22 protein-coding genes, 1 tRNA gene and 2 pseudogenes are annotated in these 25,316 nt (G+C 34.8%); 12 read left to right on the top strand and 13 right to left on the bottom strand.

Features of this window, described 5'->3' with window-relative positions:
- The first annotated feature begins 28 nt into the window (after window positions 1-28).
- Window positions 29-1,816 carry an AAA family ATPase gene (locus AAGD20_RS05590; protein ID WP_341748756.1) on the top strand — a complete coding sequence of 596 codons (1,788 nt, stop codon included), beginning with the start codon at window positions 29-31 and terminating at the stop codon, window positions 1,814-1,816.
- A gap of 23 nt (window positions 1,817-1,839) precedes the next feature.
- Here the strand turns inward: AAGD20_RS05590 and AAGD20_RS05585 are convergent, their stop codons facing one another.
- Window positions 1,840-2,790, bottom strand: a complete 951-nt coding sequence (locus AAGD20_RS05585; protein WP_341748755.1) for a hypothetical protein — start codon at window positions 2,788-2,790, stop codon at window positions 1,840-1,842.
- Window positions 2,791-2,827: 37 nt separating this feature from the next.
- The gene (locus tag AAGD20_RS05580) at window positions 2,828-3,100 is read right to left on the bottom strand and encodes a hypothetical protein (RefSeq protein WP_341748754.1); all 273 of its coding nucleotides are present in this window, start codon (window positions 3,098-3,100) and stop codon (window positions 2,828-2,830) included.
- A 237-nt stretch (window positions 3,101-3,337) separates the two neighbouring features.
- On the opposite strand from AAGD20_RS05580, the gene AAGD20_RS05575 reads away from it, so the two are divergent.
- Window positions 3,338-3,414: transfer RNA gene (locus tag AAGD20_RS05575), tRNA-Asp, on the top strand.
- Between the two features lie 229 nt (window positions 3,415-3,643).
- On the opposite strand, the gene tsaB is transcribed toward AAGD20_RS05575, so the two are convergent.
- Window positions 3,644-4,336, bottom strand: a complete 693-nt coding sequence (tsaB, locus tag AAGD20_RS05570; RefSeq protein WP_094648693.1) for a tRNA (adenosine(37)-N6)-threonylcarbamoyltransferase complex dimerization subunit type 1 TsaB — start codon at window positions 4,334-4,336, stop codon at window positions 3,644-3,646.
- A gap of 52 nt (window positions 4,337-4,388) precedes the next feature.
- Between tsaB and AAGD20_RS05565 the strand changes: the two genes are divergently transcribed.
- A complete protein-coding gene (locus AAGD20_RS05565; protein WP_341748753.1) occupies window positions 4,389-5,777 on the top strand; it encodes a phosphomannomutase/phosphoglucomutase in 1,389 nt (462 codons plus the stop codon).
- A gap of 93 nt (window positions 5,778-5,870) precedes the next feature.
- Here the strand turns inward: AAGD20_RS05565 and AAGD20_RS05560 are convergent, their stop codons facing one another.
- From AAGD20_RS05560 to hslV, 3 genes are all read right to left on the bottom strand, one after another.
- A complete protein-coding gene (locus AAGD20_RS05560; protein WP_094648691.1) occupies window positions 5,871-7,391 on the bottom strand; it encodes a YifB family Mg chelatase-like AAA ATPase in 1,521 nt (506 codons plus the stop codon).
- Window positions 7,392-8,702 carry an ATP-dependent protease ATPase subunit HslU gene (gene hslU, locus AAGD20_RS05555; RefSeq protein WP_094648697.1) on the bottom strand — a complete coding sequence of 437 codons (1,311 nt, stop codon included), beginning with the start codon at window positions 8,700-8,702 and terminating at the stop codon, window positions 7,392-7,394.
- A 107-nt stretch (window positions 8,703-8,809) separates the two neighbouring features.
- A complete protein-coding gene (gene hslV / locus AAGD20_RS05550; RefSeq protein ID WP_094648690.1) occupies window positions 8,810-9,355 on the bottom strand; it encodes an ATP-dependent protease subunit HslV in 546 nt (181 codons plus the stop codon).
- Between the two features lie 104 nt (window positions 9,356-9,459).
- Here hslV and AAGD20_RS05545 point away from each other — a divergent pair, with 104 nt between their 5' ends.
- Both AAGD20_RS05545 and AAGD20_RS05540 read left to right on the top strand, forming a co-directional pair.
- Window positions 9,460-9,807 carry a DUF2628 domain-containing protein gene (locus tag AAGD20_RS05545; RefSeq protein ID WP_341748752.1) on the top strand — a complete coding sequence of 116 codons (348 nt, stop codon included), beginning with the start codon at window positions 9,460-9,462 and terminating at the stop codon, window positions 9,805-9,807.
- Between the two features lie 26 nt (window positions 9,808-9,833).
- The gene (locus tag AAGD20_RS05540; protein ID WP_094648696.1) at window positions 9,834-10,184 is read left to right on the top strand and encodes an HIT domain-containing protein; all 351 of its coding nucleotides are present in this window, start codon (window positions 9,834-9,836) and stop codon (window positions 10,182-10,184) included.
- A 394-nt stretch (window positions 10,185-10,578) separates the two neighbouring features.
- On the opposite strand, the gene AAGD20_RS05535 is transcribed toward AAGD20_RS05540, so the two are convergent.
- From AAGD20_RS05535 to AAGD20_RS05510, 5 genes and pseudogenes are all read right to left on the bottom strand, one after another.
- Entirely contained in the window at window positions 10,579-11,556 is a 978-nt protein-coding gene (locus AAGD20_RS05535; RefSeq protein WP_094648688.1) for a pyruvate dehydrogenase complex E1 component subunit beta, read from the bottom strand.
- Between the two features lie 4 nt (window positions 11,557-11,560).
- Entirely contained in the window at window positions 11,561-12,547 is a 987-nt protein-coding gene (gene pdhA, locus AAGD20_RS05530; protein ID WP_341748751.1) for a pyruvate dehydrogenase (acetyl-transferring) E1 component subunit alpha, read from the bottom strand.
- Between the two features lie 169 nt (window positions 12,548-12,716).
- Window positions 12,717-13,337 (bottom strand): annotated as a pseudogene (locus tag AAGD20_RS05525) (septal ring lytic transglycosylase RlpA family protein); the annotation flags it as partial.
- 4 nt (window positions 13,338-13,341) lie between these two features.
- Complete coding sequence (locus tag AAGD20_RS05520; protein WP_094648685.1) at window positions 13,342-13,968, bottom strand: BON domain-containing protein; 627 nt, start codon at window positions 13,966-13,968, stop codon at window positions 13,342-13,344.
- An 856-nt stretch (window positions 13,969-14,824) separates the two neighbouring features.
- Window positions 14,825-16,138 (bottom strand): porin, encoded by a 1,314-nt coding sequence (locus AAGD20_RS05510; protein ID WP_341748749.1) that lies wholly within the window; start codon window positions 16,136-16,138, stop codon window positions 14,825-14,827.
- Between the two features lie 880 nt (window positions 16,139-17,018).
- Between AAGD20_RS05510 and rimP the strand changes: the two are divergent.
- The 7 genes and pseudogenes from rimP to AAGD20_RS05475 all read left to right on the top strand — a co-directional run bounded on the left by rimP (window position 17,019) and on the right by AAGD20_RS05475 (window position 23,456).
- Window positions 17,019-17,508 (top strand): annotated as a pseudogene (gene rimP / locus AAGD20_RS05505) (ribosome maturation factor RimP).
- A 14-nt stretch (window positions 17,509-17,522) separates the two neighbouring features.
- A complete protein-coding gene (nusA, locus tag AAGD20_RS05500; RefSeq protein ID WP_341748748.1) occupies window positions 17,523-19,025 on the top strand; it encodes a transcription termination factor NusA in 1,503 nt (500 codons plus the stop codon).
- A 541-nt stretch (window positions 19,026-19,566) separates the two neighbouring features.
- Entirely contained in the window at window positions 19,567-19,695 is a 129-nt protein-coding gene (locus AAGD20_RS07125) for a hypothetical protein (RefSeq protein WP_410520898.1), read from the top strand.
- Window positions 19,696-19,745: 50 nt separating this feature from the next.
- Window positions 19,746-19,838, top strand: a complete 93-nt coding sequence (locus AAGD20_RS05490) for a palindromic element RPE2 domain-containing protein (protein WP_410520897.1) — start codon at window positions 19,746-19,748, stop codon at window positions 19,836-19,838.
- Window positions 19,839-19,909: 71 nt separating this feature from the next.
- Complete coding sequence (gene infB / locus AAGD20_RS05485; RefSeq protein ID WP_341748747.1) at window positions 19,910-22,435, top strand: translation initiation factor IF-2; 2,526 nt, start codon at window positions 19,910-19,912, stop codon at window positions 22,433-22,435.
- Entirely contained in the window at window positions 22,436-22,819 is a 384-nt protein-coding gene (gene rbfA, locus AAGD20_RS05480; protein WP_341748746.1) for a 30S ribosome-binding factor RbfA, read from the top strand.
- A 136-nt stretch (window positions 22,820-22,955) separates the two neighbouring features.
- Window positions 22,956-23,456 carry a GNAT family N-acetyltransferase gene (locus AAGD20_RS05475; RefSeq protein ID WP_094648677.1) on the top strand — a complete coding sequence of 167 codons (501 nt, stop codon included), beginning with the start codon at window positions 22,956-22,958 and terminating at the stop codon, window positions 23,454-23,456.
- A 483-nt stretch (window positions 23,457-23,939) separates the two neighbouring features.
- Here the strand turns inward: AAGD20_RS05475 and AAGD20_RS05470 are convergent, their stop codons facing one another.
- Window positions 23,940-24,695: a hypothetical protein gene (locus AAGD20_RS05470; RefSeq protein ID WP_341748745.1), complete on the bottom strand. Its 756-nt coding sequence runs from the start codon at window positions 24,693-24,695 to the stop codon at window positions 23,940-23,942.
- Window positions 24,696-24,719: 24 nt separating this feature from the next.
- Window positions 24,720-25,265, bottom strand: coding sequence for a hypothetical protein (locus AAGD20_RS05465; protein WP_341748744.1), 546 nt, complete (start codon window positions 25,263-25,265; stop codon window positions 24,720-24,722).
- Window positions 25,266-25,316: the final 51 nt, after the last annotated feature.

Raw genomic sequence — 25,316 nt, 5'->3', positions numbered from 1 at the left:
TCATAATACAACCGATCGAGATATTTATATGGAAAATAATAAACCACCAAGAATGAGGGTAGGTACCGATGAATTCTATGACCTGCTAGTTAATAGTGATGTCTTTGTTGATAAAAGTCTAATGATAAAGGAATTGCTAGAAGATAGTGGTAAGGTTATATTGATCACCAGACCAAGACGATGGGGTAAGAGCTTGAATATGAACATGCTGCAGAAATTTTTTGAGATAGAGGTGGATGAGAGAGGTACGCCTTTACCTGAAGAGGATAGAGTAAATAGCAAGCTATTTACTGGTGGTACAGTAGATTTAGGATTTGACGAAACTAAAGAGCTCAAATCTTTAAAGATTGTTCATGACGCAAGTAGCATGAAACGTCAAGGTCAATTTCCGGTGATTTCCATAAATTTTAAGGATGTTAAAGGCAGTAACTACCAGGAAATTGAGAATGGAATAAAAAATCAAGTAACTAATCTGTTTACAAACCATCGATATTTAAAGCGTTATATAACAACAGATGAAAAATTACTAGATGAGGCACAAAAGGAAAAGTTAAATCGATATTTTACAGGAAAGCTTGATAAGGAAGACTTAAAAGATAGTTTACGGGTTTTGAGTGAAGTATTGTACAAACATTTTGCTCAAAAAGTTTATATATTGATCGATGAATATGACACACCGATCAATAGTTCGTATATTGAATTTGGTGATAAATTAAAAGAATTTGACGACGTACTAAAAATATTCCGTGGGATGTTTGGCAGTAGTTTAAAAACTAATCCTTATTTAGAAAAAGGCGTAATAACCGGCATATTACGGGTTGCTAAGGCTAATTTATTTTCGGATTTGAATAATGTTAGTGAATATAGCTTGCTTGATGAAGAATTTTCTAAGTTCTATGGTTTTACTCAAGCAGAAGTTGATGAATTGTTAGCAAAAGTACCAACAGCAACTAATCCTGAACAAATTAAAGCTTGGTATAATGGCTATAGTTTTGGTGGGGAGATCATCTATAATCCATGGTCGATTATGCAATGTTTGGCTCATAAAGGCAAGCTTGATCATTATTGGCTTGATAGTGGGGGGACGGGTCTTGTTGATAAAGCATTATTGTCAGATGGAATGCAGGAAGATTTACAGAGCTTAGCTGCCGGAAAGAGTATTATCTCACCGATTGTCAAACAAATTAGTTTTGCTGATATCAACAAGCCAGTAGGATTATTTAGCTTGTTGTTATTTAGCGGTTATTTAAACCCTGTTGCTAAAAAACCAGAAGAAGATATTTACGAATTGTCGGTACCAAATAAAGAGGTACGATATATATATAATGCCAGAATGCTCCAATGGGTTACTGATCAGTTACAAATTGATCACTCTCGATATTATTCTTTTGCTACTTTGCTGCCGGCAGGTAAAATAGAACAGTTTAAAGAAAGATTGCAAGAATTATTGTTAAATGCTACTAGTTTTTACCAAACTGGCGAGAAAAAAGCCGAGCTATTTTATAGTGGCTTTATGCTAGGTTTGATTAATACCTTAGCTTCTGACTACATAATAGACAGTGAAAGAGAGACTGGTAGCGGTAGGGCTGATATTATGTTGATACCTAGAGCTGGAAAGCAAGACAACACCATTATTATTGAATATAAAATATGCAAGTCTCCAGAAGAGTTAGAATCTGTTGCCAGAGAAGGGCTAGAGCAAATAGCAAAAAAACGATATGAGGCTAAAATAAAAGAATACTCCCATGTTCAAAAAATCATCAAAATATCTATGGCTTTTTGCGGTAAGGAAGTAGCACTAGAATATCAGCTATAGTTTAATATTCCAAGGAAGTAGTTTTATCTATTATTACTAGGTTTTTGCCTAATTACTGGTGGTTTCGTTGGTGCCTTTGTTGGTGAGATTGTGGATAATTTTGAAGTGCTAGAAGGGGTTTTTCCTTGCCTAACCTTTTGTAGACTTTGTCTTAATCTATCTGTCCTTAATTCTTGTCTCTTTTTAAATGCTACTAATGGTTCATTTAGCTTCTTAACATCTGCTTGCACTTTCTCTAAAGGCATTTGTTGACTCTGCTGTTTAGTAGTATCTTGAATTTGTGGTTTACCAAGGAGTCCTTTAATATTATCAACAATAACCTCTATAATAGCGTTTATAATTTTTGCAAACCAACCTGTTGTTTGTCCAGGTTTGGTCATTGATGGTGGCAAAGTGTCTTTATCTCTCTTATCGGATTCAGACGGTTCCCTAATTACCGGTTCTGGCAATGCTGCAGGAGCGTTAGTCTGTAACTTATTATCCTTTGAGCTGGTAGCTGCTTTATTAACTGCTTTTTTTATTGGTTTTATCGACTGAGACTGTTTAATCTCATTATCTTTTAATTTTTCATTTAATTTTCTAATTTTCTTTTGCGGTTTTTCGGCAGTTTGCTTTTCAACAATTTTTGTTGAATCTTTTAACTTTTTCAGTCTATCCTCTAATTCTTTGACAGTTGGTATTGGTGCAGGATTTTTTAACGCTTCTTCCGTAGGTCTTGGATCTCTTATAGCCTTAAGCCTATCTGCTAATTCTTGATCTTTTTGTTTGCCTAATGCTGCACTTTTCTTATCTAAATTCACTTCAGATTGCATTTGTTCTAGCAATTTATCTACTTCCTGATCGGAAACGGAACCAGCCATCCTATCTAATGAATCATTGAAGATATCTCCCACTTTTTCAAATTTAGATAATTCTTTATCTAAATCATTAGATACTTTTTCAAATTCTTCATTAATATCACGTTTCTCAGACATATTATAACCAGTTAGTTATTGAATATACTTGCGTATATTATAATATATTCTGTTGGTTCCTACTAGCAATTTTACTAAATACATATTTTTTTAAGTTCTTATGCTTGTAATGTTGTTGCTTTTGTGATATACATACTATGCTATAATGGGTGGTTTTTAATGCCCACACAACAAGTTCTTCCTTCTCTCCCATTATCCAGCAGTTATAGTCAATTATTTTAAACTCTGCACTATAACTTTGCTTCTTTACCTCGAAAAACACAACCACAAATCTTGCATTTATATCTTTGCACCCCATCTTGTAAACCATTCTTCACTATGTTTTCAAATTTGTATGTTTTACATTCTTTCCATTCCCCTGAGATTTGTTCTCCTTATTGCTATTCACTTATCATACTCTAGCAATATTTTATTTCATATACTCAAATGATTTGAAGAGTATACCAACTGTTTCTAGGCAACGCCTGACAAGTTACTGATGAGTTCTTGACAAAAGGGTTGACTTTATATATATTACGACTTGCCTATATGTTATAGATATTGAAAAGGGGGTGTAGCTCAGTTGGTTAGAGCGTCTGCCTGTCACGCAGAAGGTCGCGGGTTCGAGTCCCGTCACTCCCGCCAGTTACTTATTACCCTTTCAGGGATTTTGTAATTTTACTAGAGAATAGTACTCTACAATTTTTTATTTATTTCCTTATGATCAGTAAAAAAGCTGACTGCTAAGAGTCATGGCTTAGAGCTACTTTAGCAGCGACAAAGCAATCCATGAGAATTAGTATAGATACATCAAGACTATATTGCTTCGTCGACCTACGGTCTCCTCGCAATGACGCTGAGGCTAAAGCTATAGCTAACTCTGTTTAATCTTCACATCAGCCATTCTAATATATAATGGCTCGATAGAGTTAGAAAAATTACATTTTTCAGCTATTTTATCAGCTATATATTGACATATATGCCATGCCTTAATTTTAGTGAAACGCGGTAAGATTATTACATTTTCTAAATCCTTAATCTTGTCGTATATCATCTCTAACCCACTACCAGCACAGACTTTAATAATATTATCTTCTGTATTTAATAACTGCCCAACTTGGTCATAATTTATCAATAAAGGAATAGATGACTGTCCATCTTGATCAAAAACCTGGCTATATAATTGCTCTCTATATGCATTAAGAAAAATAAAAAACTTAAAAGTAACCTTTTTATTATGGTTATTTACTTGCCTAGTGGCTCTCCGCCAGGAATACTCAAAATTAGATATAGTAGTACCTATGATATTGGTACTTAGCAAAATGCCTTTTGCTACTGACAACCCTACCCTAATACCGGTAAAACTACCTGGACCATTTGTAACGGCTAGGTAATTTAAGTCATGGTAAGAAAGCTTTGCTATTCTCAGAGCTTCTTCAATCATTGGTACTATTGTTTCAGCCTGCATAGAGGGTCTTAAATCCTCGATATAGGCTAAAATAACTTTATCTTCAGAAATCGCAACAGATGCACTATTATTTACCGTATCCAATGCTAAAATTTTCATTTATACTATCAACTCTTTAAATCATTTCAAGTATACTAAAATAGTAATGACAATGGAAATAAATAGAACAATTTTTAGATTGTACGATATTCGTGGAAGCAGTCTGCTGGATATTAATACAACTATTGCTTATAAAATTGGATTTTGTTTTACTAAACTGAGTATATCTAAACAAGGGAACAAAATATTGATAGGGCGAGATGGTAGATTAAGCTCCCCTGCCCTTTACCATGCTTTGGTTAATGGCATTATCTCAGCTGGTGGACAGGCTATCTCAATAGGAGTCGCCCCCTCTCCTATGCTATATTTTGCTGATAAGATATTTAAGCCACAAGCTAGTATAATGATCACAGGTTCACATAATCCCAAAGATGATAATGGTTTTAAGATGTTATCGCAAGGCAAGTCTTTTTTCGACCAACAAATACAACATTTACTAAATAGCATTCTACATACTGATTGGTCTAATATGCCTGATAAGTTTATAGCATCATCTATAGCGAAAGAGCTGGATATCACAACTCAATACATAGATAGGATATTACAAGAAATAACTATAGAACCTAAAGTAAAAGTAGCATGGGATCCAGCTAACGGTGCGGCTGGAAATATTACTGATCTATTAGCATTAAGGTTACCCAACAAAAATATCGTTATCAATTCGGAAATTGATGGTAATTTTCCTAATCACCACCCAGATCCCACTATTGCTAAAAATCTAGAACAACTAATAGAAGTAGTGAAAACCCAAGATTGCGATATTGGTATTGCATTTGATGGAGATGCCGATCGTATAGCCATTATAAGTAAGAAAGGACGAATAATTTTAGGCGACCAGATTCTTTGTATATTAGCAAAAGATATAATTGACCAAAATCCACAAGCAACTATTATCATGGATATTAAATCAAGTAGCGCCATATTTAATCAGATTAAGTCATATGGCGGAAGACCGATAATGTGGAAAACAGGTCATTCTTTTATTAAAGACAAGATGCAAACAACTAAGGCATTACTGGGCGGCGAAACTAGCGGTCATATATTTTTTGCTGATAAATATTATGGATATGATGATGCAATTTATGCTGCTCTACGGTTTCTTGATTTATTATCAAGATCAGAAAAAACCTTGGACGATATGATAGATGAGCTACCTAAATGTTACAGCACTCCTGAAATTAGCATCCCGGTACCAGATGATCTCAAATTTGATATTATTCAGCAAATAAAAGATGATTTAATTAGCCAAAATATCGCTTTCAATGACATTGATGGTATAAGGATTGACTCATCAATTGACTCTAATGCATGGTGGTTACTCCGAGCCTCTAACACTGAAGCCAAAATTATTGCTAGATATGAATCAGATAGTTTGGAAGGAATGAATAGTATAAAATCTGAACTTTCCTCTTTACTAGCTAAATATGGTTTGAACATATAATTAACCCACCAGCGTAGGCGGGAATCTAGACCTCTACCTTCGCAGGGGGGACACTAATTCTAGCAGAGATGACACCTGCCCCTCTCGAGTTAACTATAGGTTATTATCCATTTTTCTATAGTTTAGTGCTTCGGCAATATGTATCTTATAGACATTGCGAGAACCTTCTAGGTCAGCTATAGTTCTTGCAACTCGTAAGATTCTATTATATGCCCGCATTGATATACGAAATTTTGTAGCTGCTTCGTTAAGTAAATCTTTTCCATCATCAACTGGTAGTGCATATTCAATAAGCAGTTGCCCATCCAAACGATTATTTGTTTTGATATTATATCCTTCATATCTAGTTTGTTGAATATTGCGAGCTATTTCAACCCTATTAGCTATTTGTTCAGACCCTTCTTCTGTATCATCTCCTATTAAATTATAATTATATGAATCGATAGAGCCTACATTTATATGTAGATCAAATCGATCCATGATTGGACCGGAAATACGCATCTGATAATCACTACCACATTTTGGAGCTCTTGAACATGCTTTATGCGGATCGCTTAAATAACCGCATTTACAAGGATTCATTGCGGCTATTAGCTGAAAGTTAGCTGGATATTTAATATGCGAATTTGATCTAGCAATTAGTATTTCCCCAGTTTCAATTGGTTGCCTTAGAGATTCGATAACATTAGGTGGAAACTCTGGTAATTCGTCTAAAAATAATACCCCATTATGGGCTAATGAAATCTCACCTGGCTTTACTCTTTTACCCACACCACCACCGACCATTGCTGCTATCGAGCAGGAATGGTGAGGAGCACGAAAGGGTCTAACCCTTGATAGTTTGCCATTTGCTAACTTGCCTGCAACGCTTGCTATAGTACTGCACTCTAATATTTCTTCGGGTCGCATTTTGGGTAATATGCCAGGTATACATTGTGCCAGCATCGATTTCCCAGTACCAGGTGGACCAAACATTAATAAATTATGGCTACCTGAAGCTGCTATTTCTAAAGCCCGCTTGGCTGTTTTCTGCCCTTTGATCTCTTTAAAGTCAGGGTAATTTATGATGCTAGTGTCAATTTCCAATTCTGGTGATGATAATATTTGCAGACCTTTAAAATGATTAACTAACTCTATTAAATTACTTGCTACCAAAATATTATTATTGCCAGACCAGGCAGCTTCCTGACCATTCTGTTTTGAACAAATTAGCCCTTTATTTCTAGCTGCAGCACCAATAGCAGCAGGCAAAGCTCCACTGACAGGTAATATAGAACCATCTAGAGATAATTCCCCTATTACTAGATATTCTTGCATTTCTCCAGCTGGTAAAATTTTCATACTGCTAAGTATGGCACAAGCAATAGCAAGGTCAAAATGACTACCCTCTTTAACCAAATCGGCTGGAGCTAAATTTATAAGTATTTTCTTGGCAGGTAGGGCAAGACCTATGGAAGACAGAGCTGCCCTAACCCTTTCTTTAGACTCACCAATGGTTTTATCCGCTAGCCCTACTATAGTAAAATTAGGTATACCTGGCGATATCTGTACTTGCACATCGACATCAATAATGTCTATACCACTAAAGGTTAAACTGCCAAGATGAACTATCATTTACAAAATAAATTTTACTAAATCCAGATTTTTGATAATTTTTGATAATTGCTGGTCGACAAAATGATCCTCCATAACTACCTTTTTTTCTTTCATGTCACTTGCATTAAAACTTATATCCTCCAATAAATTTTCTAAAATAGTATGCAATCTTCTTGCTCCAATATCTTCAATTTCTAAGTTAACTTTTGCTGCATAAGTAGCAATCTTATCTATTGCCTTATCAGTAAATTGTAATTCTACCCCTTCGGTGCCAATTAAGGCTGAATATTGTTTTATTAAACTTGATTCTGGTTCAACCAAGATTTTCACCATATCTTCCTTAGTGAGTGAGTTTAACTCTACTCTAATAGGTAGCCTTCCTTGCAACTCGGGCAATAAATCAGATGGTTTTGATAAATGAAAAGCCCCTGATGCTATAAATAATATATGAGCAGTTTCTACAGAACCATACTTAGTATTAACTGTTGTACCCTCAATAATAGGTAATAAATCCCTCTGTACTCCCTCTCTACTAATCTCTGAGCTTTTTCCCTCCGGTCTTGAAGTAATTTTATCAATCTCATCCAAAAATACTATACCATCATTTTGTACTAGCACTAATGCATCTTGAGTAATTTTTTCTTGATCAATCAATTTATCTGACTCTTCAGCCAAGATAGTTAACATAGCATCTTTAACTAGCATTTTTTTGTTTTTTGTTTTACTAGTACCGATGACTTTGCTGATCATATCAGAAACATTTAACACACCCATAGCCGCTCCTGGCATACCAGGAATTTCAAAATTACTACCAAATATGCTACCTGAATCTGCTATATTGATCTCAATTTCATTATCATCGAGTTCACCTTTTTCAAGCTTAAGACGAAATTTCTCTCTAGTCTCAACTGATGCCGATTTGCCTACTAAAGCGTCCAATACTCTTTCTACAGTTTTTAAAGTTGCATTAGCAATAACTTCTTTTTTAGCATTAGCTTTTTGGGTATTAACAGCTATCTCCACTAAATCTCGTATTATTGACTCAACGTCTCGTCCAACATATCCTACTTCAGTAAATTTAGTGGCTTCTATTTTAAGAAAAGGTGAGCCGCTAAGCTTAGCAAGCCTTCTAGCGATTTCAGTCTTACCTACGCCAGTTGGTCCAATCATTAAAATATTTTTTGGAACGATTTCTTGACGAAGTGGCTCGGCTACATTTCTACGCCTACAGCGATTGCGTAAAGCGATCGCCACAGCTTTTTTGGCCTTATATTGTCCAACAATGAATCTATCAAGCTCAGCTACGATTTTAGAAGGAGTTAATCCCATAGATTTAGCAGGAATTTCCACTGATTTAGGTGGAGTTCTTACAGGTTTAACCGAAGTTTTAACAGATTTAGCAGGAGTTCCCGCGGATTTTTTCTTAATACTAGTACTCATATAACTTTTTCTAAAATAATGTTATGATTAGAGAAAACACAAATGTCAGCTGCAATATGCATTGATTTTAAAGCAATCTCTTCTGCAGTTAGGTTATTATCAAAAGACATTAATCCCCTAGCACTTGCCAGGGCATATAATCCACCAGAACCAATGGCAGCAGCATCCCCGTCAGGTTCAACTACATCACCATTACCAGTTAGAATTAATATATTTTTTTTATCTGCAACAATCATCATTGCTTCAAGTTTACGTAAATATTTATCGCTACGCCACTCTTTTGCCAATTCTACTGCACTTCTCAGTAACTGGTATGAATGTTTTTCTAGCTTTAATTCTAGTTTTTCAAATAAAGTTAAAGCATCGGCAGTAGAGCCAGCAAAGCCTGCAATAATACTATTATTGAACATAGTTCTTAATTTTTTGGCTGTCGATTTTAAAATTGTATTACCAAGGGAAACCTGACCATCAGCGGTAATCACGACTTCTCCGCCTTTTCTTAAGCACAGTATAGTAGTCCCGTGTAATGAGTTGTCTGACATAAATAATCTTCTAAATATTGATGTTTAGCTATTGATGTTTAGTTGTTTGTTTATTATTATGATGTTTAAGTAATCATTCAGTATCATAATTACAAGACTCTCCTATGAATATTTATTCAATATATGTTAATCCTCAAAAAAAAGATAATGATTTTATTATTATCAAACAGGGTTTTTCGTTATTTGCTGCATTTTTTAATATATTTTGGGCATTATATCACAGAATGTGGTTAGCACTAATAATTACTTTAATAATAAGTGTAGCTATATCAAGCTTAGGTTTTACTTATCTTACCTTTGCCAGTCGAATAGCTATTATGTTAATATTTGGTTTTTTTGCTGCTGACATGAGAGAATATGATTTGAAACAAAAAAAATACCGACTAACAGAAATAATATTAGCAAAATCTGAGATAGAAGCTGAATTAAAATTTTTAAAACACTTAATGTAGGTAATAAGAATTAGAGTATAATGAATATGTATGACAAAAATAATGTTTTTGCAAAAATTATTGGCAAGTATCTACCAGCAGAAATAATATATGAAGATGAGAATCTAATAGCGTTTAACGATATAAATCCTGTAGCTCCGGTACATGTAATAGTTATACCGAAAAAAGAGTATATTGACTATAGCGACTTTATCCTCAAAGCTTCTGGTGATGAAATTAAAGATTATTTTACCAAACTATCTTATATTGCATCTCTAGTAGGTTTAGAGCAAGATGGCTACCGTTTAATTACCAATAAAGGTGTGATATCCGGACAAAGTGTGTTTCATTTTCACTTCCATATTATTGGTGGAAAAACTATTTCTAAGTTGATATAGCTTAAAACTCGATAATCAAGTTTTTTGCAGAGCTTATAAATAGTAGAAGTAAATTGTCATTCCCGCGTAGGTTGGAATCTATAATATCTCATGGCATTTTTAGATCCCTGCCTTCGTAAGGATGACAACCATTATCCTATATTTTATTCAAATCTACAAAAAAACTTGATTATCGAGTAAAAGCTATATCTATAGCCGAGTAAGCACCCATCATGCTGTCTATTAGAAGAAGGCATAAGCCGACGAAGCAATCCAGGAAAATAATTAAAAATAGATTGCTTCGACCATTACATGGTCTCGCAATGACGTATATACAACCCAAACGTCATTGCGAGGGGGCGGAAGCCAACGAAGCAATCCAGAAAAGCAACAAATGGTGCTATAATTACTCCTCTTAACTATAACACACTTTCTTCACAGCACTAATAACATCTTCGATAGTTGGTAAGGCTAATTTCTCTAAATTAACAGCATATGGTAGAGGAACATCCTTACCCGAGATAATTTCTATGGGAGCATCTAGATAATCAAATGCCTGACTCATCACCATGCTAGCTATAGTTGCCCCAACCCCGGCAAAAAACCAACCTTCTTCTATAATAACCAATCGGTTAGTCTTTTTGACTGATTGTAATATAGTTTCTATATCCAAAGGCTTGATCGTTCTAAGGTCAATCACCTCACAGTTAATGCCATTATCCTGCAAACTATTTGCCGCATCTAAAGCCAACTTAACTTGTAAGGAAAATGTTACTATGGTAGCATCATCACCTTCAATAAGTTTCTTAGCTTGCCCAAAAGGAATAGGCTCGATTATTTCTGGAACTTCAAAACTATGCCCATAGAGAATTTCATTCTCTAGAAAAATCACTGGACCATCATCACGAATAGCCGTCATTAACAACCCTTTGTGATCTTCTGCACTATAGGGAGCTACTACTTTTAACCCCGGAATATGACTATAACAAGCTGTATAATTTTGACTATGTTGTGCAGCAACTCGACTTGCTGCTCCATTTGGTCCACGAAATACTATTGGACATTTAATAATTCCACCAGACATATAATGAGTCTTAGCTGCAGAATTAACTATTTGATCCATTGCTTGCATAGCAAAATTAAATGTCATAAATTCAACAATTGGACGCAACCCCGAAAAAGCTGCACCAATAGCCACCCCAGCAAAGCCATGTTCTGTTATTGGTGTATCAATTACTCTTTTTGCCCCGAATTGCTCTAACAATCCTTGGGTTACCTTATATGCTCCTTGATACTCGGCAACTTCCTCTCCCATAATAAAGATGCTATCATCCTTCAACATTTCTTCCTGCATTGCCTGACGCAAAGCTTCCCGTACTGTTATTTGTAACATCTTCCTACTCATTCACAACATAAATATTAGTATATAGTTCTTTCTCATCCGGTAAGGCTGAGCTTTCTGAAAACTCAACTGCTTCTGCAATAATATCTTTGACCTCTTTGTCAATTTCTTTCAACTGCTGCTCACTAGCATATTTGTTATCCAGGATTATATCCTTCACTCGCGATAAGGGGTCTTGTTCTTTATAGATATCAACTTCTTCCTTACTACGATATTTGGCTGGATCAGACATTGAGTGTCCTCGATAACGATAACAATCCATTTCTAATATTATTGGTCCGCCACCATTTCTTGTAAACTCTGCAGCTTGCCGAGCATAATCATAAACCGATTCTAATGACATAGCATTTACTTTAAAGCCGGTAATACCACACGACTCCCCTTTTTTGTAAAGGTCAGTCATAAAGGTCGAACGGGCTACTGAGGTACCCATTGAATATTGATTATTTTCAATAATATAAATTATCGGTAAATGCCATAATGCCGCTATATTAAAAGCTTCATATACTTGCCCCTGATTAACTGCCCCATCTCCTAAAAAGGTAAAACACACATTATCAGTATTTCGATATTTTTCAGCAAAAGCCAAACCAGTACCTATCGGCACCTGAGCTCCTACAATGCCATGCCCACCGTAAAATTTGTTTTGTACGTCAAACATATGCATTGAACCACCCTTGCCTTTCGAGCAACCAGTTTCCTTACCCATTAGCTCTGCTAACACATATTTTGCTTCAGTCCCGGCTGAAATAATATGAGCATGATCCCTATAACTGGTAATAGTATTATCACCAGCCTGTTTTACTAAATCTATACCAGTAATTATCGCTTCTTGTCCAATATATAAGTGACAAAACCCACCTATTAGACCCATACCGTATAATTGTCCACATTTTTCTTCAAATCTTCTAAGCAACAATATCTTTTTATAAGATTCGAGATATTGAGTACTATTTAGTTTATATTTCCCAGGAACAATCATCTATGACTCCTCTATATTCTCAACTATTTACAAACTTTATGCCATCCCCTAAAAAACGTTATCCTAACTTTTTTGTCATTCCCGCGTAGGCGGGAATCTTAGACCCCTGCTTACGCAGGGGTAACCTAAGTCAAGCAGGAATGACATCCTACACAGGAATGACAGTAAATCAAGGATTAACTGTCAATTTATGTTTTAGATTTACTAATTTTATATGACAATTAACGCTACATTTAGGATTGGCTACTTTTCTTTGGGCGATACAATTTTCCTTAGGTCTTAAAGCAATATTATGCAAAAATTCTTTAGTATCTTTAGGCATATATTGCACTCTAACCTTTGTTATACCACGTCTTTTAAATCCTAAAATCTCAGCAGATTTTTCTGAAACATCTATAATACGGTTCTTTTTAAAAGGTCCACGATCATTAACCATCACAATCAGGGACTTATTATTACTTAAGTTAGTAACTTTGACTAAACTAGGCAGCGGTAAACTACGATGAGCTGCACTTAGCATATGTTTATTATAGATATCACCATTGGCTGTTTTTTTCCCATGGGTATTATCCTTGAAACCATACCAAGATGCCATACCTATTTGATCACAATTAACATCTTCCTTAGGCTGATAAGTTTTACCTTTGATAGTATATTTTTTGCCTATCTTATAATGTCCCTTGTAATGAGTATTTTTAGGATCTTCCTGAGATAATTTTTTATATACGCTAGTCTTTGATGAAGTAGAACAAGAACTAAGCCCCATACAACAAACTAGCAACAAAAGAATATATCTAAACTTCATTTTCATTTATATCATGTTCATTATTAATCTTTTTAGTTTCCTTCATTTTAACGTGACAGATTACTCTTTCCACCCCATTAATCTGAGAAGCAATAGAAGTGACCATTTCTAGCTCTTCTTCAGACCTTGCTATACCAAATATATATACTATATTATTAACTGTAATAATGGTGTAATTTACCCACTTTATATCTCTCTTAATAAAAAGCCGAGCTTTAATCTGACTAGTAATCATAGCATCTTTAGTGTATTGCACTAAGTCAAAATGATCACTTTTTTTATCTATTATCAGTTCATTAATAACTTCACTAACTCCTGTTACATCCCAGACAAGTTCTACAGCTTTTAATGCATCTTCTTTTTTATCTATGATTCCAGTCAGTAGCACCCTACCCTGTTCTACCTCAACCTTAATCTTAGTATATAATTCCCTGAAACTATTTTTTATAAAAGAAGCTTTGATCTTTGCCGATATTTTTACGTCATCAATTGTTTCAGTAATGGACTGATCTTTTGCAGCAGCGATAGTAGAACTAGTGGCTGCAGTAAAAATAGCTGGAAGACAACCTGTAAGTATGAAAGATAAGATTATAATAATAAAGTTAATTCTATACATAACCCTCCTTAATTTACGTAATATCTGCCCTTTAAGATAAATCTAACCCGTTAATGTTCTAGATAACATCTTCGTCATTGCAAGACCACGTAGTGATCTTGGCAATCCATTTTTAATCAATGTTTGGATTGCTTCGTCGGCTCACGCCTCCTCGCAATGATGGGATATCTAAAACTTATTCGGATTAGCTACAAAGCTTTCTAAAGAATTTATTATAGTAAATATAATAGTAAGCACAACTAATTTTTGCCCGAAATTCTAATTGCCATGCCCACATAGACACATAAGCGTTAGTTTAAGGAAATAAAGTAGAAAAGTCGTCTATAGTCAATTGATGGGAAGTTGGTGACGTCGTCGCTCAATGCTCGCCTATTATTTATAGGCGTCGCTCCATCGTTCCTGCTACCCAATTCCCCTGAATTGACTATATTAGCAAGCCACCATAGGTAGCGCGGCAATCCTTTCTAATCACTTTTCTGGATTGCTTCGTCGACCTTACGGTCTCCTCGCAATGACGTTATCTGTCATTGCGAGACCACATAGTGGTCGCGGCAATCCACACTTATTGGATTGCTTCATTCCGATTTCCGCAGTTTTTATTAAGAAAGAGTCCTGTAAGCCTTAATTTATAAGGGTTACAGATTTTTAGGCACAACATTATTTGCTTATTTTAGATATATTTCTGTAGAATTTGAGCATTTAAGATTGAAGATTTTATAAAAATCTTCCTTGTCTCATTTTGTTAGTTAATTTTTGACTGTCAGATAGCTATTCAATATATATCTTAAGCAAAGAGGATGGTGACATATACTTGCAGTTTTACTGCAAGTATATGTCAATGATCTTAAGGACAAAACTAGAATTTAAGCCTTGCACCAATAAGAGCAACAGTACCTCTAGTCCTTTTCTTAGGAGCTTCAACAAAATAAACTGGTCGACCTTTAGCTTGGAAATAAGATATTTCAGCATAAGGCAATAACCCTGGTGTTACTAAATATTGAGTACCAACACTTACTGAATCGACAGTATTTTTATATTTCAACGATCTAAAATAAGAAACACTTGTTTTCATAGGACCCTGCCCATAAGCAATTGCTCCATTATAATATTGTGTGTTACGACCAACTTTATGATAAATTTTTGAAGTCAAACTTTTACCTAAACTACCATAAGAAGCTGCACAAGAAATATTACCATAAGTAAAGACTGCCCCTAAATTGTAAGCAGTTAGATTTGATAGCTTATTTCTAGATAATACATTGCTATCTGGATCTAACACTATAATCTTATCGGCTGGTTTAGCATACTCTCCTGTAACAGCCACCTGTACTGATACATCATCTATAATTTCATATTTATAGGATATCCCAGCAGAGATCGCATCTTTGACATTCTGATTTACAATTATCTGATTGCCTTTGGCACCATTTACGCCTTGTAAATCTACTTTAGTTACCCCAACCCCTAATTTACTCAAACCCTTATCGTCTAAGTTTTTTAGACTACGATTACCACCAGTATTTGCTGAATCAGGAATATAAGAAATACCAAATTGAAAACCTTTCATTTCCGGGGTATAGTAAGAAATTTTTCTAGATGCCTCAGTTCCTTTGCTTATATCATCAAAACTATTGGAGTATGAACTTATCTGAAAAGTATCAGGAAAAGTAATAAAATCTGGTAGCTGACCTTGATACTTCATATTGTCATCATTTAATACGGCAAACTTAGACCAACCACCAGCCCCCGCCACAATTGAACCTGGACCAACACCCATGTTAGAACTAGCATCATGAGGAGTCCCTAACTCTACTTTACCATAGTCTGTTTCTAAGAAAATATGAGAACCATTATAAGCTGCAGAAAGTTTTGGTTTAGTGGTTGTTAGTAAAACTATTTTGGCTCCAACTGTCACATCATTCAATTCTTGTTTGGCAGTAGCCATAAAAGCAGCTTCCGTATAAAATGCAAGATTTTTCCTATTATCAGTAATATTTTTACTTGTTCCTGACAATTTTCCTTGATTTCTATAACCAGATTGGAAACCAAAAAAACCTTCTAATTTTATTTCCGTATCTGAAGCAGCAGCATCAGCTGGAGTAGTGCAACCACTAGCAAATGCTATGCTTGAAAAACAAGAAAAACACAGTAACATTATTAATTTCTTCATTGTAACACCTAAATTTCAATTCTATATTTGCATTTGTCGTTATACTTAAAGTACAGACCTATTTTCTTATTATTGAATTATAGCATAAGATAAATCCTTATGTAACTAATAACTTGCAAATAATTGCAATCGCTACCTAAATATACTAGCTTATCATGGCAAAATTACCATTATCATTAGACCTCTTGCATAACCTAATCTAATTGGTAATTTTGTTGTCAAAACTCGTCTCCGTTCCTCACGTACATCTTAGTACGTTGCGGTACTCGACTTCGTTTTTCCTAAAAATTCCTCAATTATCTTTAGGTTATGCAAGAGGTCTAATGATAATTTTTAACTCACTTTACGCATATAGTCAATTAACCTGAATTAATGCCGAATAAGCATCCATCGTGCTGTCATTGCGAGGAGGTGTAAACCTTACAACTGTTGAAAGTTAGAAGGTAAAGCAGGTTTTAGACTGGATAGTTTAAAAGTCGTATGTGGTCAACGTCATTGCGAGAAAGACCGTAGGTCGACGAAGCAATCCATAAAAGTAACCAAAGATGGATTGCCACGACCACTACGTGGTCTCGCAATGACAGAAAACCTATCTAAAAACCGCTTCCTCTTCTAACTTTCAACAGTTATGGTGTAAACCTCCGAAGCAATCCATTTAATAGTTTTTTTGGATTGCTTCGTCGCTACTTAAAGTAGCTTCTCGCAATGACGCTAAGCTATTTTCTATATGACTTTTAAATGCCATACGTAAGGTGAGTTTTTAATTGTTGCTAATATCACAAAAATATTGTATTTATATGAATAAGTTGATTGTTGTGAAGAGCAAAGGTGGGGTTAACCCACCTTTTTTATTAACGCCTTTAAATATTTTTATTTTGTAATGAAAACTATAGAGCAACAAATTATTAATGCTCCAGGATAACTTAAAAGACCTTGGTTTTGATTTAGTAAAAGTAACTTTAAAGGGTTCAAGCCATAAAGTACTTGAAGTATTAATAGATAGATTAGATGGCAATAAGGTAAATATAATAGATTGTCGTAATGTTAGTAGAAATATCTCGGCACTCTTAGATGTTGAAGATATAATTAGTGATAAATATTTTTTAGAAATTTGTTCAGCAGGTATCGAACGCCCATTAATAAAATTTGAAGATTATACTAGATTTATCGGTAGAGAAGCTACCATAAAATTAAAAGAATTACTAAATGGTCAAACTCGATATCAGGGAAAGATAATTAAAGCTGAAAATAATAAAGTTTATCTGAATAGTAACGGTAAAGATATAGTATTTTCATTTGATATGATAAAAAAGGCTTCTTTGGTATTAACAGATGAAATGTTCAAAAATTTAATGAATAAAAAATCTTAAAAGGCAGTGACATTATGGTCAATATTGGTAACATAGAAATTTTACAGATTATAGAATCTGTAGCTAGAGAAAAGAACCTTCCTAAAGAAGCTTTACTTTCGGCAATGGAACAGGCTGTACAGGCTGCAGGACGTAAAAAATATGGCAATGAACATAATATAAAAGCTGAAATTAACCGAAAGAATGGTAATATTAGTCTTTTTAGAGTCCTGAATGTAGTAGATAATGTAGAGGATCATTTTACTCAAATTTCTTTAAATGATGCTATCGAAAAGAAAGATGATGCTAAAATTGGCGATGAGATTTATGAACTCTTACCACCTATTGATCTTGGACGTGTTGCAGCTCAAACAGCTAAGCAGATAATAATACAACGTGTTAGTGAAACGGAAAGAGAAAAACAATATGAAGATTTCAAAGATAAGAAAGGTGAGATTTTAAACGGCATTGTTAAGAGAATAGAGTTTAATAATATTATAGTTGACCTTGGTCGTGCTGAGGCAATAATTAAAAAGGATCAGCTAATTAGAGGAGAAAATTTTAAGGTTAATGACCGTATTAAAGCTTATGTACAAGATGTAAGATTAGTGTCTAAAGGTCCGCTAATTTTTCTATCTAGAAGCGATGACCAAATGCTAATAAAATTACTTGAATTAGAGATTCCAGAGATTTATGATAATGTAATTGAGTTGCGAGCTATAGCCCGTGATCCTGGGTCAAAGGCAAAAGTTGCAGTCTTCGCTTCTGACTCCAGCATTGATCCTATAGGTTCATGTGTAGGAATTAAAGGTAATAGGATTAGGGCTATTACTAATGAGCTTAATGGTGAAAAGGTAGATATAATATTATGGAGCAAGAATATTGCCCAATTTATTATGAATGCACTGGCTCCTGCAGAAATTGCAAAAATCGTCATCGATGAAGATAAGAATATGGTTGACGTAGTCGTATCTCAAGATAATTTGAGTCTGGCAATCGGTAGAAGAGGTCAAAATGTTCGTCTAGCATCTAAGCTTACTGGCTGGAATATTAATATAATGACCGAAGATCAAGAATCTAAACGAAGAAGTGATGAGTTTCGTTCTGCTACCGAGTTATTTATGGAATCATTGGATGTTGAAGAAGTTATAGCCCAACTATTATCTGCTCAAGGTTTTACTTCTTTAGAACAGTTAGCTTCTAGTAAAATTGAAACTTTAATGAATATTGAAGGATTTGAAGAAGAATTAGCAGCTGAGATCATTGAACGATCAATAAATTATGTAAATGCTAAGAATGAAAAAATTATTATTAAGCTTGAGAATCTAGGTGTTGAACAAGAATTAATTGATATATTGGATTTACAACCGGAATTTATATTAAAATTAGCTGAATATGGTATAAAAACTATAGAAGATTTGGGAGAATTAACAGTTAATGAGTTTAAATCATTAGTTCCTAATTCTAATATGGCAGATAACGATATCGAATTACTAATTCGTACGGCTCGTATTGCTGATAATGAGCAAGTTGTTTGAAGTTGGGAAATTATATCCAACAGCGTTATTGCGAGTAAGACCGCATAAGCGTCAATTTAAGAAAACAATAATAGACCTCTTGCATAACCTAAAGATAATTGAGGAATTTTTAGGAAAAACGAAGTCGAGTACCACAGCGTACTAAGATGTACGTGAGGAACGGAGACGAGTTTTGACAACAAAATTACCAATTAGATTAGGTTATGCAAGAGGTCTAATTGAGAAACCGTTATTGAGAGAATATCTTAGGTCGACAAAGTAATCCAGAAAAGTGATTAGAAATGGATTGCCACGCCACCTACGGTGGCTCGCAATGACAGAGGTGCTTTTACCCAAAAGATGTAATTGTGAGAAGTGCGTAAGCTTTAGTCGTCATTGCGAGGAGACCATAGGTCGACGAAGCAATCCATAAATTGTCATTCCCGCGTAGGCGGATATAAGGTTCTGTACGAAGTAAGAACGACACATTTTTGCTATAGTTAATTCAGGAGAATTTGGCGCTAGGAACGATGGAGCGACGCCTATAAGTAATAGGCGAGCATTGAGCGACGACGTCACCAACTTCTCCTCAATTGACTATATTATGAATAATTTTGCAAATAATTTAATATTAAGTATTAGTGTTAAGGATTTTATTGATATAATTAAAATACTACCAGTAAAGCATTAGCAACAAGATTAGCTAATTCAGAATTAAGGTATATAGTCAATTCAGGGGAATTGGGTAGCAGGAACGATGGAGCGACGCCTATAAGTAATAGGCGAGCATTGAGCGACGACGTTACCAACTTCTCCTCAATTGACTATATCTGATGATTATTCAGATAGCAAAACTATTTACAAAACTTTAGCATATATAATTGCTATTTAAAGGTTTAATATTTATGACGTATGACCAAGAACCTAAACCAAAGAAATTAACACTTGGTGGTTCAAAACTCTCACTTAACAAGCCCTCTCAACCTACTAATGTTACTAGGGGCTTTGTTAGTTCTGCAAAAACCATTGTAGAAGTCAGGAAGAGTAGCACTGCAACTGGTGCTTTATCTTTTAACAAACTTTGGTCTAATAGTTCTACTGCTCAGAGTGGAGAATCTGCTGCTGGGGAGGAATTTAATAGACGACTAACTATTTTAAAAAAAGCAGCAGAAGATGCAAAATCTAAGATTATTGATACTAAGATTAGTACTCTTAGTAAACTGGCAAGTATCAATCAATCTAAGTCACAAGACGATTTAGAAGATACTATAGAAAATATCCAGCCAGAAAATATTCATTCCCAAACTCCGCAAAATGAGTCACAAAATATTGAAAAGGATTCTGAGGTACTTCCTACGTTAGCAACTCCATCTGTACAAGATAAAAACCCATCTAAGCCATTTGTTAGATCACCAGTGATTGGTTCTCAGAGCCATTTTGGTGTTGCACTTGAAGATATTTCTTCAACAGATAAAGCTGGCGATAATAAAATAGTAGTACCAAAGGTTAAAATTGAGGAGCCTAAAAAATTAAAAAAGGCAGATATTTTCAATATGCTTGATGCAGACGGAAGTGATAATGCCGGTAAGACTAGAAGCCTTGCCTCAATAAGAAGAGCAAGGGAAAAAGAAAAACGTAAAGCTTATCAACAAACACCCGACAAAGTGTATAGAGAAGTTATCATTCCTGAAGCCATTTCTGTCGGAGATATAGCCAATAGAATGTCTGAGCGGGCAACCGATGTTATAAAAGAATTGATGAAGCTTGGCATCATTGCTACGACCAGCCAAACAATCGATACAGATACAGCTGAACTTATTGCTACGACCTTAGGGCATACAGTAAAAAGGGTACAAGAATCCGATGTTGAGAATATATTGATTAGTGAAGCTGATAAAGAAGAAGATTTAAAACATAGAGCTCCTATTGTAACGATTATGGGACATGTCGATCACGGTAAAACTTCGTTACTTGACGCTTTAAAATCAACTGATTTGACAAGTCAAGAGGCAGGTGGCATCACCCAACATATTGGTGCTTATCGGATAACATTGCCTGATGGTAGGGCTATTACTTTCATTGATACTCCAGGGCATGAAGCGTTTTCAGAGATGAGGACTAGAGGTGCTAAGGTAACTGATATAGTAGTTATAGTAGTTGCAGCAGATGATGGAATCAAGCCGCAAACGATTGAAGCAATTAATCATGCTAAGGCAGCAAATGTCCCGATAATTGTTGCAATAAATAAGATCGATAAGCCGGATATTAATCTTGACCGAATTAAAAATGATCTGTTAATGTACGATTTAGTTAGTGAAGAATTAGGTGGCGATATTATAATTGTACCGGTTTCCGCTTTGAAGAAAACTAATTTAGATAAGTTAGAAGATGCTATATTATTAGTGGCAGAAATGCAGGATCTTAAGGCTAACTTTAGCGGACTCACTGCTGGTGTAGTTATAGAAGCAAAAGTTGATAAAGGTAAAGGAGCTGTGGCTACTATATTGGTACAACGTGGTACTCTAAGAAATGGAGATATAGTAGTTGCCGGAACAAAATACGGTAAAATTAAGAGAATGAATAATGATAAGGGAGTGGATATTACCGAGGCAGAACCAAGTTTACCAGTAGAGATTTATGGTTTAAATGAAGCTCCGCGTGCAGGAGAGCAGTTTAATGTAGTACAGAATGAAAAACAGGCTCGGGATATTATAGAATATCGTGAACGATTGGCAAAAGAAAAGAAAATTTCTGTTACTCAAAGATCAAGCTTAGAAGAATTGTTCCTAAAAGCTTCTGGCAGTGCTGGTATGATAAAAGAGTTACCAATAATTGTTAAAGGTGATGTACAAGGTTCGATTGAAGCAATTGTTACTAGCCTATTAAAGCTACCAAATGATGAAGTTCGTGTAAGAATTTTACACCATGCAGTAGGTGGAATATTGGAGTCAGATGTTACCTTAGCTAAAGCATCAAATGCTATTATTATTGGCTTTAATGTTAGAGCTAATAATAACGCTTTTGCTATGGCTGAAAAAGAAAAAGTGGATATTAGATACTACTCTCTTATTTATAATTTACTAGACGATGTTAAATCAATACTCAGCGGTATGCTTTCACCAATTATTCGTGAGCAATATATTGGTACAGTCGAGATCAGGCAAATATTCACTGTCTCGAAGGTTGGGAAAATTGCTGGGAGTTATGTTACTAAAGGTACTATTAAAAGAGGTGCTAGGGCTCGCTTATTACGAGACAATATCGTTATTCACGAGGGAAAACTTAAAACTCTCAAACGTTTTAAAGATGATGTCAAAGAAGTCCATGAAGGCTTTGAATGTGGTATCGCTTTTGAAAATTATGAGAATATCGAACAATTTGATATTGTAGAAGTTTTTGAAATTATTGAAGAAAAAAAACAATTATTGTAAATGCAAAAAGTTTCTGATAGAGAAAAATCTTCAAGACAAAAAAAAGTTGCATCATTAATAAATGCAGCATTAGTGGAAGTACTAAGACGTGGTAAAATGTTAGATGAACGGTTGATTAATTGTCCAGTAACTATTACCAAAGTCTTAGTTACGGCTGATTTAAAAGTAGCAGATTGTTACTTTTTACCGTTTAATACGGTTTTTAATAAAATACAACTTACTGAATCTTTAAATAATTCGAAATATGCTATAAGAAATTTTATAACTGCTAAAATTAATTTAAAATATTCACCGGAAATTCGTTTTCATTATGATCATGGATTTGATAATGCTGATAAAGTTGATAAATTATTGAAGCAAGCTGAGATTAATCGAACTGATTAGGAAAATAGATCTGTTGCATAACCTAAAGATAATTGAGGGATTTTTAGGAAAAACGAAGTCGAGTACCGCAGCGTACTAGATGTATGTGAGGAACGGAGACAAGTTTTGACAACAAAATTACCAATTAGATTAGGTTATGCAACAGATCTACTCAAACCTTACCCATCGCAAAGCAAGAATTGCTGACTTAACAGTAATTATTAAACTTCTTTCAGAAGATGAACTTGGGCAAACAAGAGAACAATTTTCAGAAAAATTGGATCAAGCTTATATTGATGCATTCCACAGGATAGATAACGATCCAAATCAATATTTGATGATAATGGAAATGGATAAAGAAATCGTTGGCACTTGCCATTTGACCATTATGCCATCACTAACTTTCATAGGTTCAACAAGAATGCAAATTGAAGCTGTTCGCATTGCAAAAGACTATAGAGGTCAACATTTAGGCGAATGGATGATGAATAGTGCCATGAAGTATGGTAAATCAAAAGGGGTGTCTATTGTTCAGCTGACAACTAATAAAAAACGTCCAAGAGCTAAGCAATTCTATGAAAAACTTGGCTTTGAAGCAACGCATGAAGGAATGAAATTATATTGGAAAAAAGAAAAGTCGCTTGCCTATTCCTTATAGGCATCGCTTCTAGTACTACAGTTGTAGATTGAATGTGAGTGTTCACGGAAAAAAGGTTAAAGTATAAGATGTCATTGCGAGGAGGTTACTAGACCACAACTGTTGAAAGTTAGAAGAGGAAGCGGTTTTAGACCGGATAGTTTAAAAGTCGTATGTGGTCAACGTCTATTAGCGAGAAAGACCTTAGGTCGACGAAGCAATCCACAAAAGTAACCAAAGATGGATTGCCACGACCTACTTGCGTGGTCTCGCAATGACAGAAAACCTATCTAAAACCCGCTTTACCTTCTAACTTTCAACAGTTGTGGTTGCTAGACCGACGAAGCAATCCAGGAAAGTGATTAAAAATGGATTGCTTTGTTGCTACTAAAGTAGCTCTAAGCCATGACGCTTAGCAGTCAGCTTTTTTACTCATCATAAGAAAATAAATAAAAAATTGTAGGGTACTATAAGCTAGGAGTCGGAAATAACTAATTAATTGCTCTATGTTGCATCCGGAAGATCTGCAAGTGCTGAATTAAACAATATAGAAAGATTTTTCCTATCCACTTTGTTATTATCAGAGAAATTTTCAATAGTGGTGTCAATCATATCTTTAGAAAGAGATACTGAATTTGTCCATAGTACTCTACCAGTTAATGAATCAAGAATTGCTAATCTAACTATTGAAAATTCTGATGGATCACTTGAATCGATTCTACCAGTGAGAACTCCCTTCAAAATCTCTGTACAAAAATCCTTAGTCACAGCACCAGATGTTTTGCTTTCACCATAGAAATTCATTACAACTAACAAATCAGCACCTGTCATTTTACCAAGTTTAATTGCAGGAGGAATTTCTTGATCGATAGAATATGCCACATCTTCTTTCCAAGCTCCACCAGCATAGAGTATCCCCAGAATTTCATCAAAATTATCTTTAACATCAACAACGTCCTTGGATAATTTGTTAGTGCCAATTTCTGTTCTAGAGAAAAGTTTAATATTATACCCTTTATCCTGCATTTTGGCTATGAATACATCGATAATATTCTCTTCAAGTCTATCTTCGTACTCATAAACTCTGGTTTTTTTGTTAAAAGCATCAACTTGATTTATTTCAACTTTTGGTGGCAAAAGTAATGCGATTTTGGATTTAACTAGCGATTGTGAATAATCAGGCGCGGATCTAATAAAAGTAGTTTTAGTACAAGCTGATGTAGAAATAAGTAATAAAATTATAAAGAAAATTCTAACCATGGTAATAATCTATTATTATTAATCTTAATATTTAGCTGGAATGAGTCTAGTTCTCTTCTCAGAAAGAATAACTAAAACATTTTGTCCTTCATTTATTACAGGATTGTCTTTATCTTCTTTAGCCTGTACAATGGTGATAACACCTGTTGCACGCACAGCTGCTATAGCATTTCTTAAAAGTCTGCTACCTTCGTAATAATCATCCTTCAAATTTGATCTATCAACTTGTACGATATATTCTATACCGTTTGATGTTCCCAAAGCAGCTTGCATTGCTGCACCAGTAACACCTCCAACAATAGCACCACCAACAATTAGAGCTAAGTTGTTACTTCCACTAGCAGCAACCGCCCCACCAGCAACAGAGCCAGCCAAAGCACCAGTTGTATTATCGCCGAGTTTTTCATTCTCCGTAATTTTTACATCTCTTTTGGCAAGAAGCTTTCCTTCTAACACAATATTTAACGTTGAGTCGCTAGTATATGTATTCGCTGCAAGATTTCGACCGCAACTAGAAAGAGTAAAAGCGATTATAAGAATCAGAAAAGAACATAAAAATTTTTTTATCATAAAATACTCTTTAATAATTATAGCTACCCTGTTGGGTACTGTTACATTGAT

The sequence above is a fragment of the Candidatus Tisiphia endosymbiont of Sialis lutaria genome (assembly GCF_964026535.1).
GTDB lineage: Bacteria > Pseudomonadota > Alphaproteobacteria > Rickettsiales > Rickettsiaceae > Tisiphia.
The sequence above is the reverse complement of the archived record's forward strand: the minus strand, read 5'-3'. Positions and strand labels throughout refer to the sequence as shown.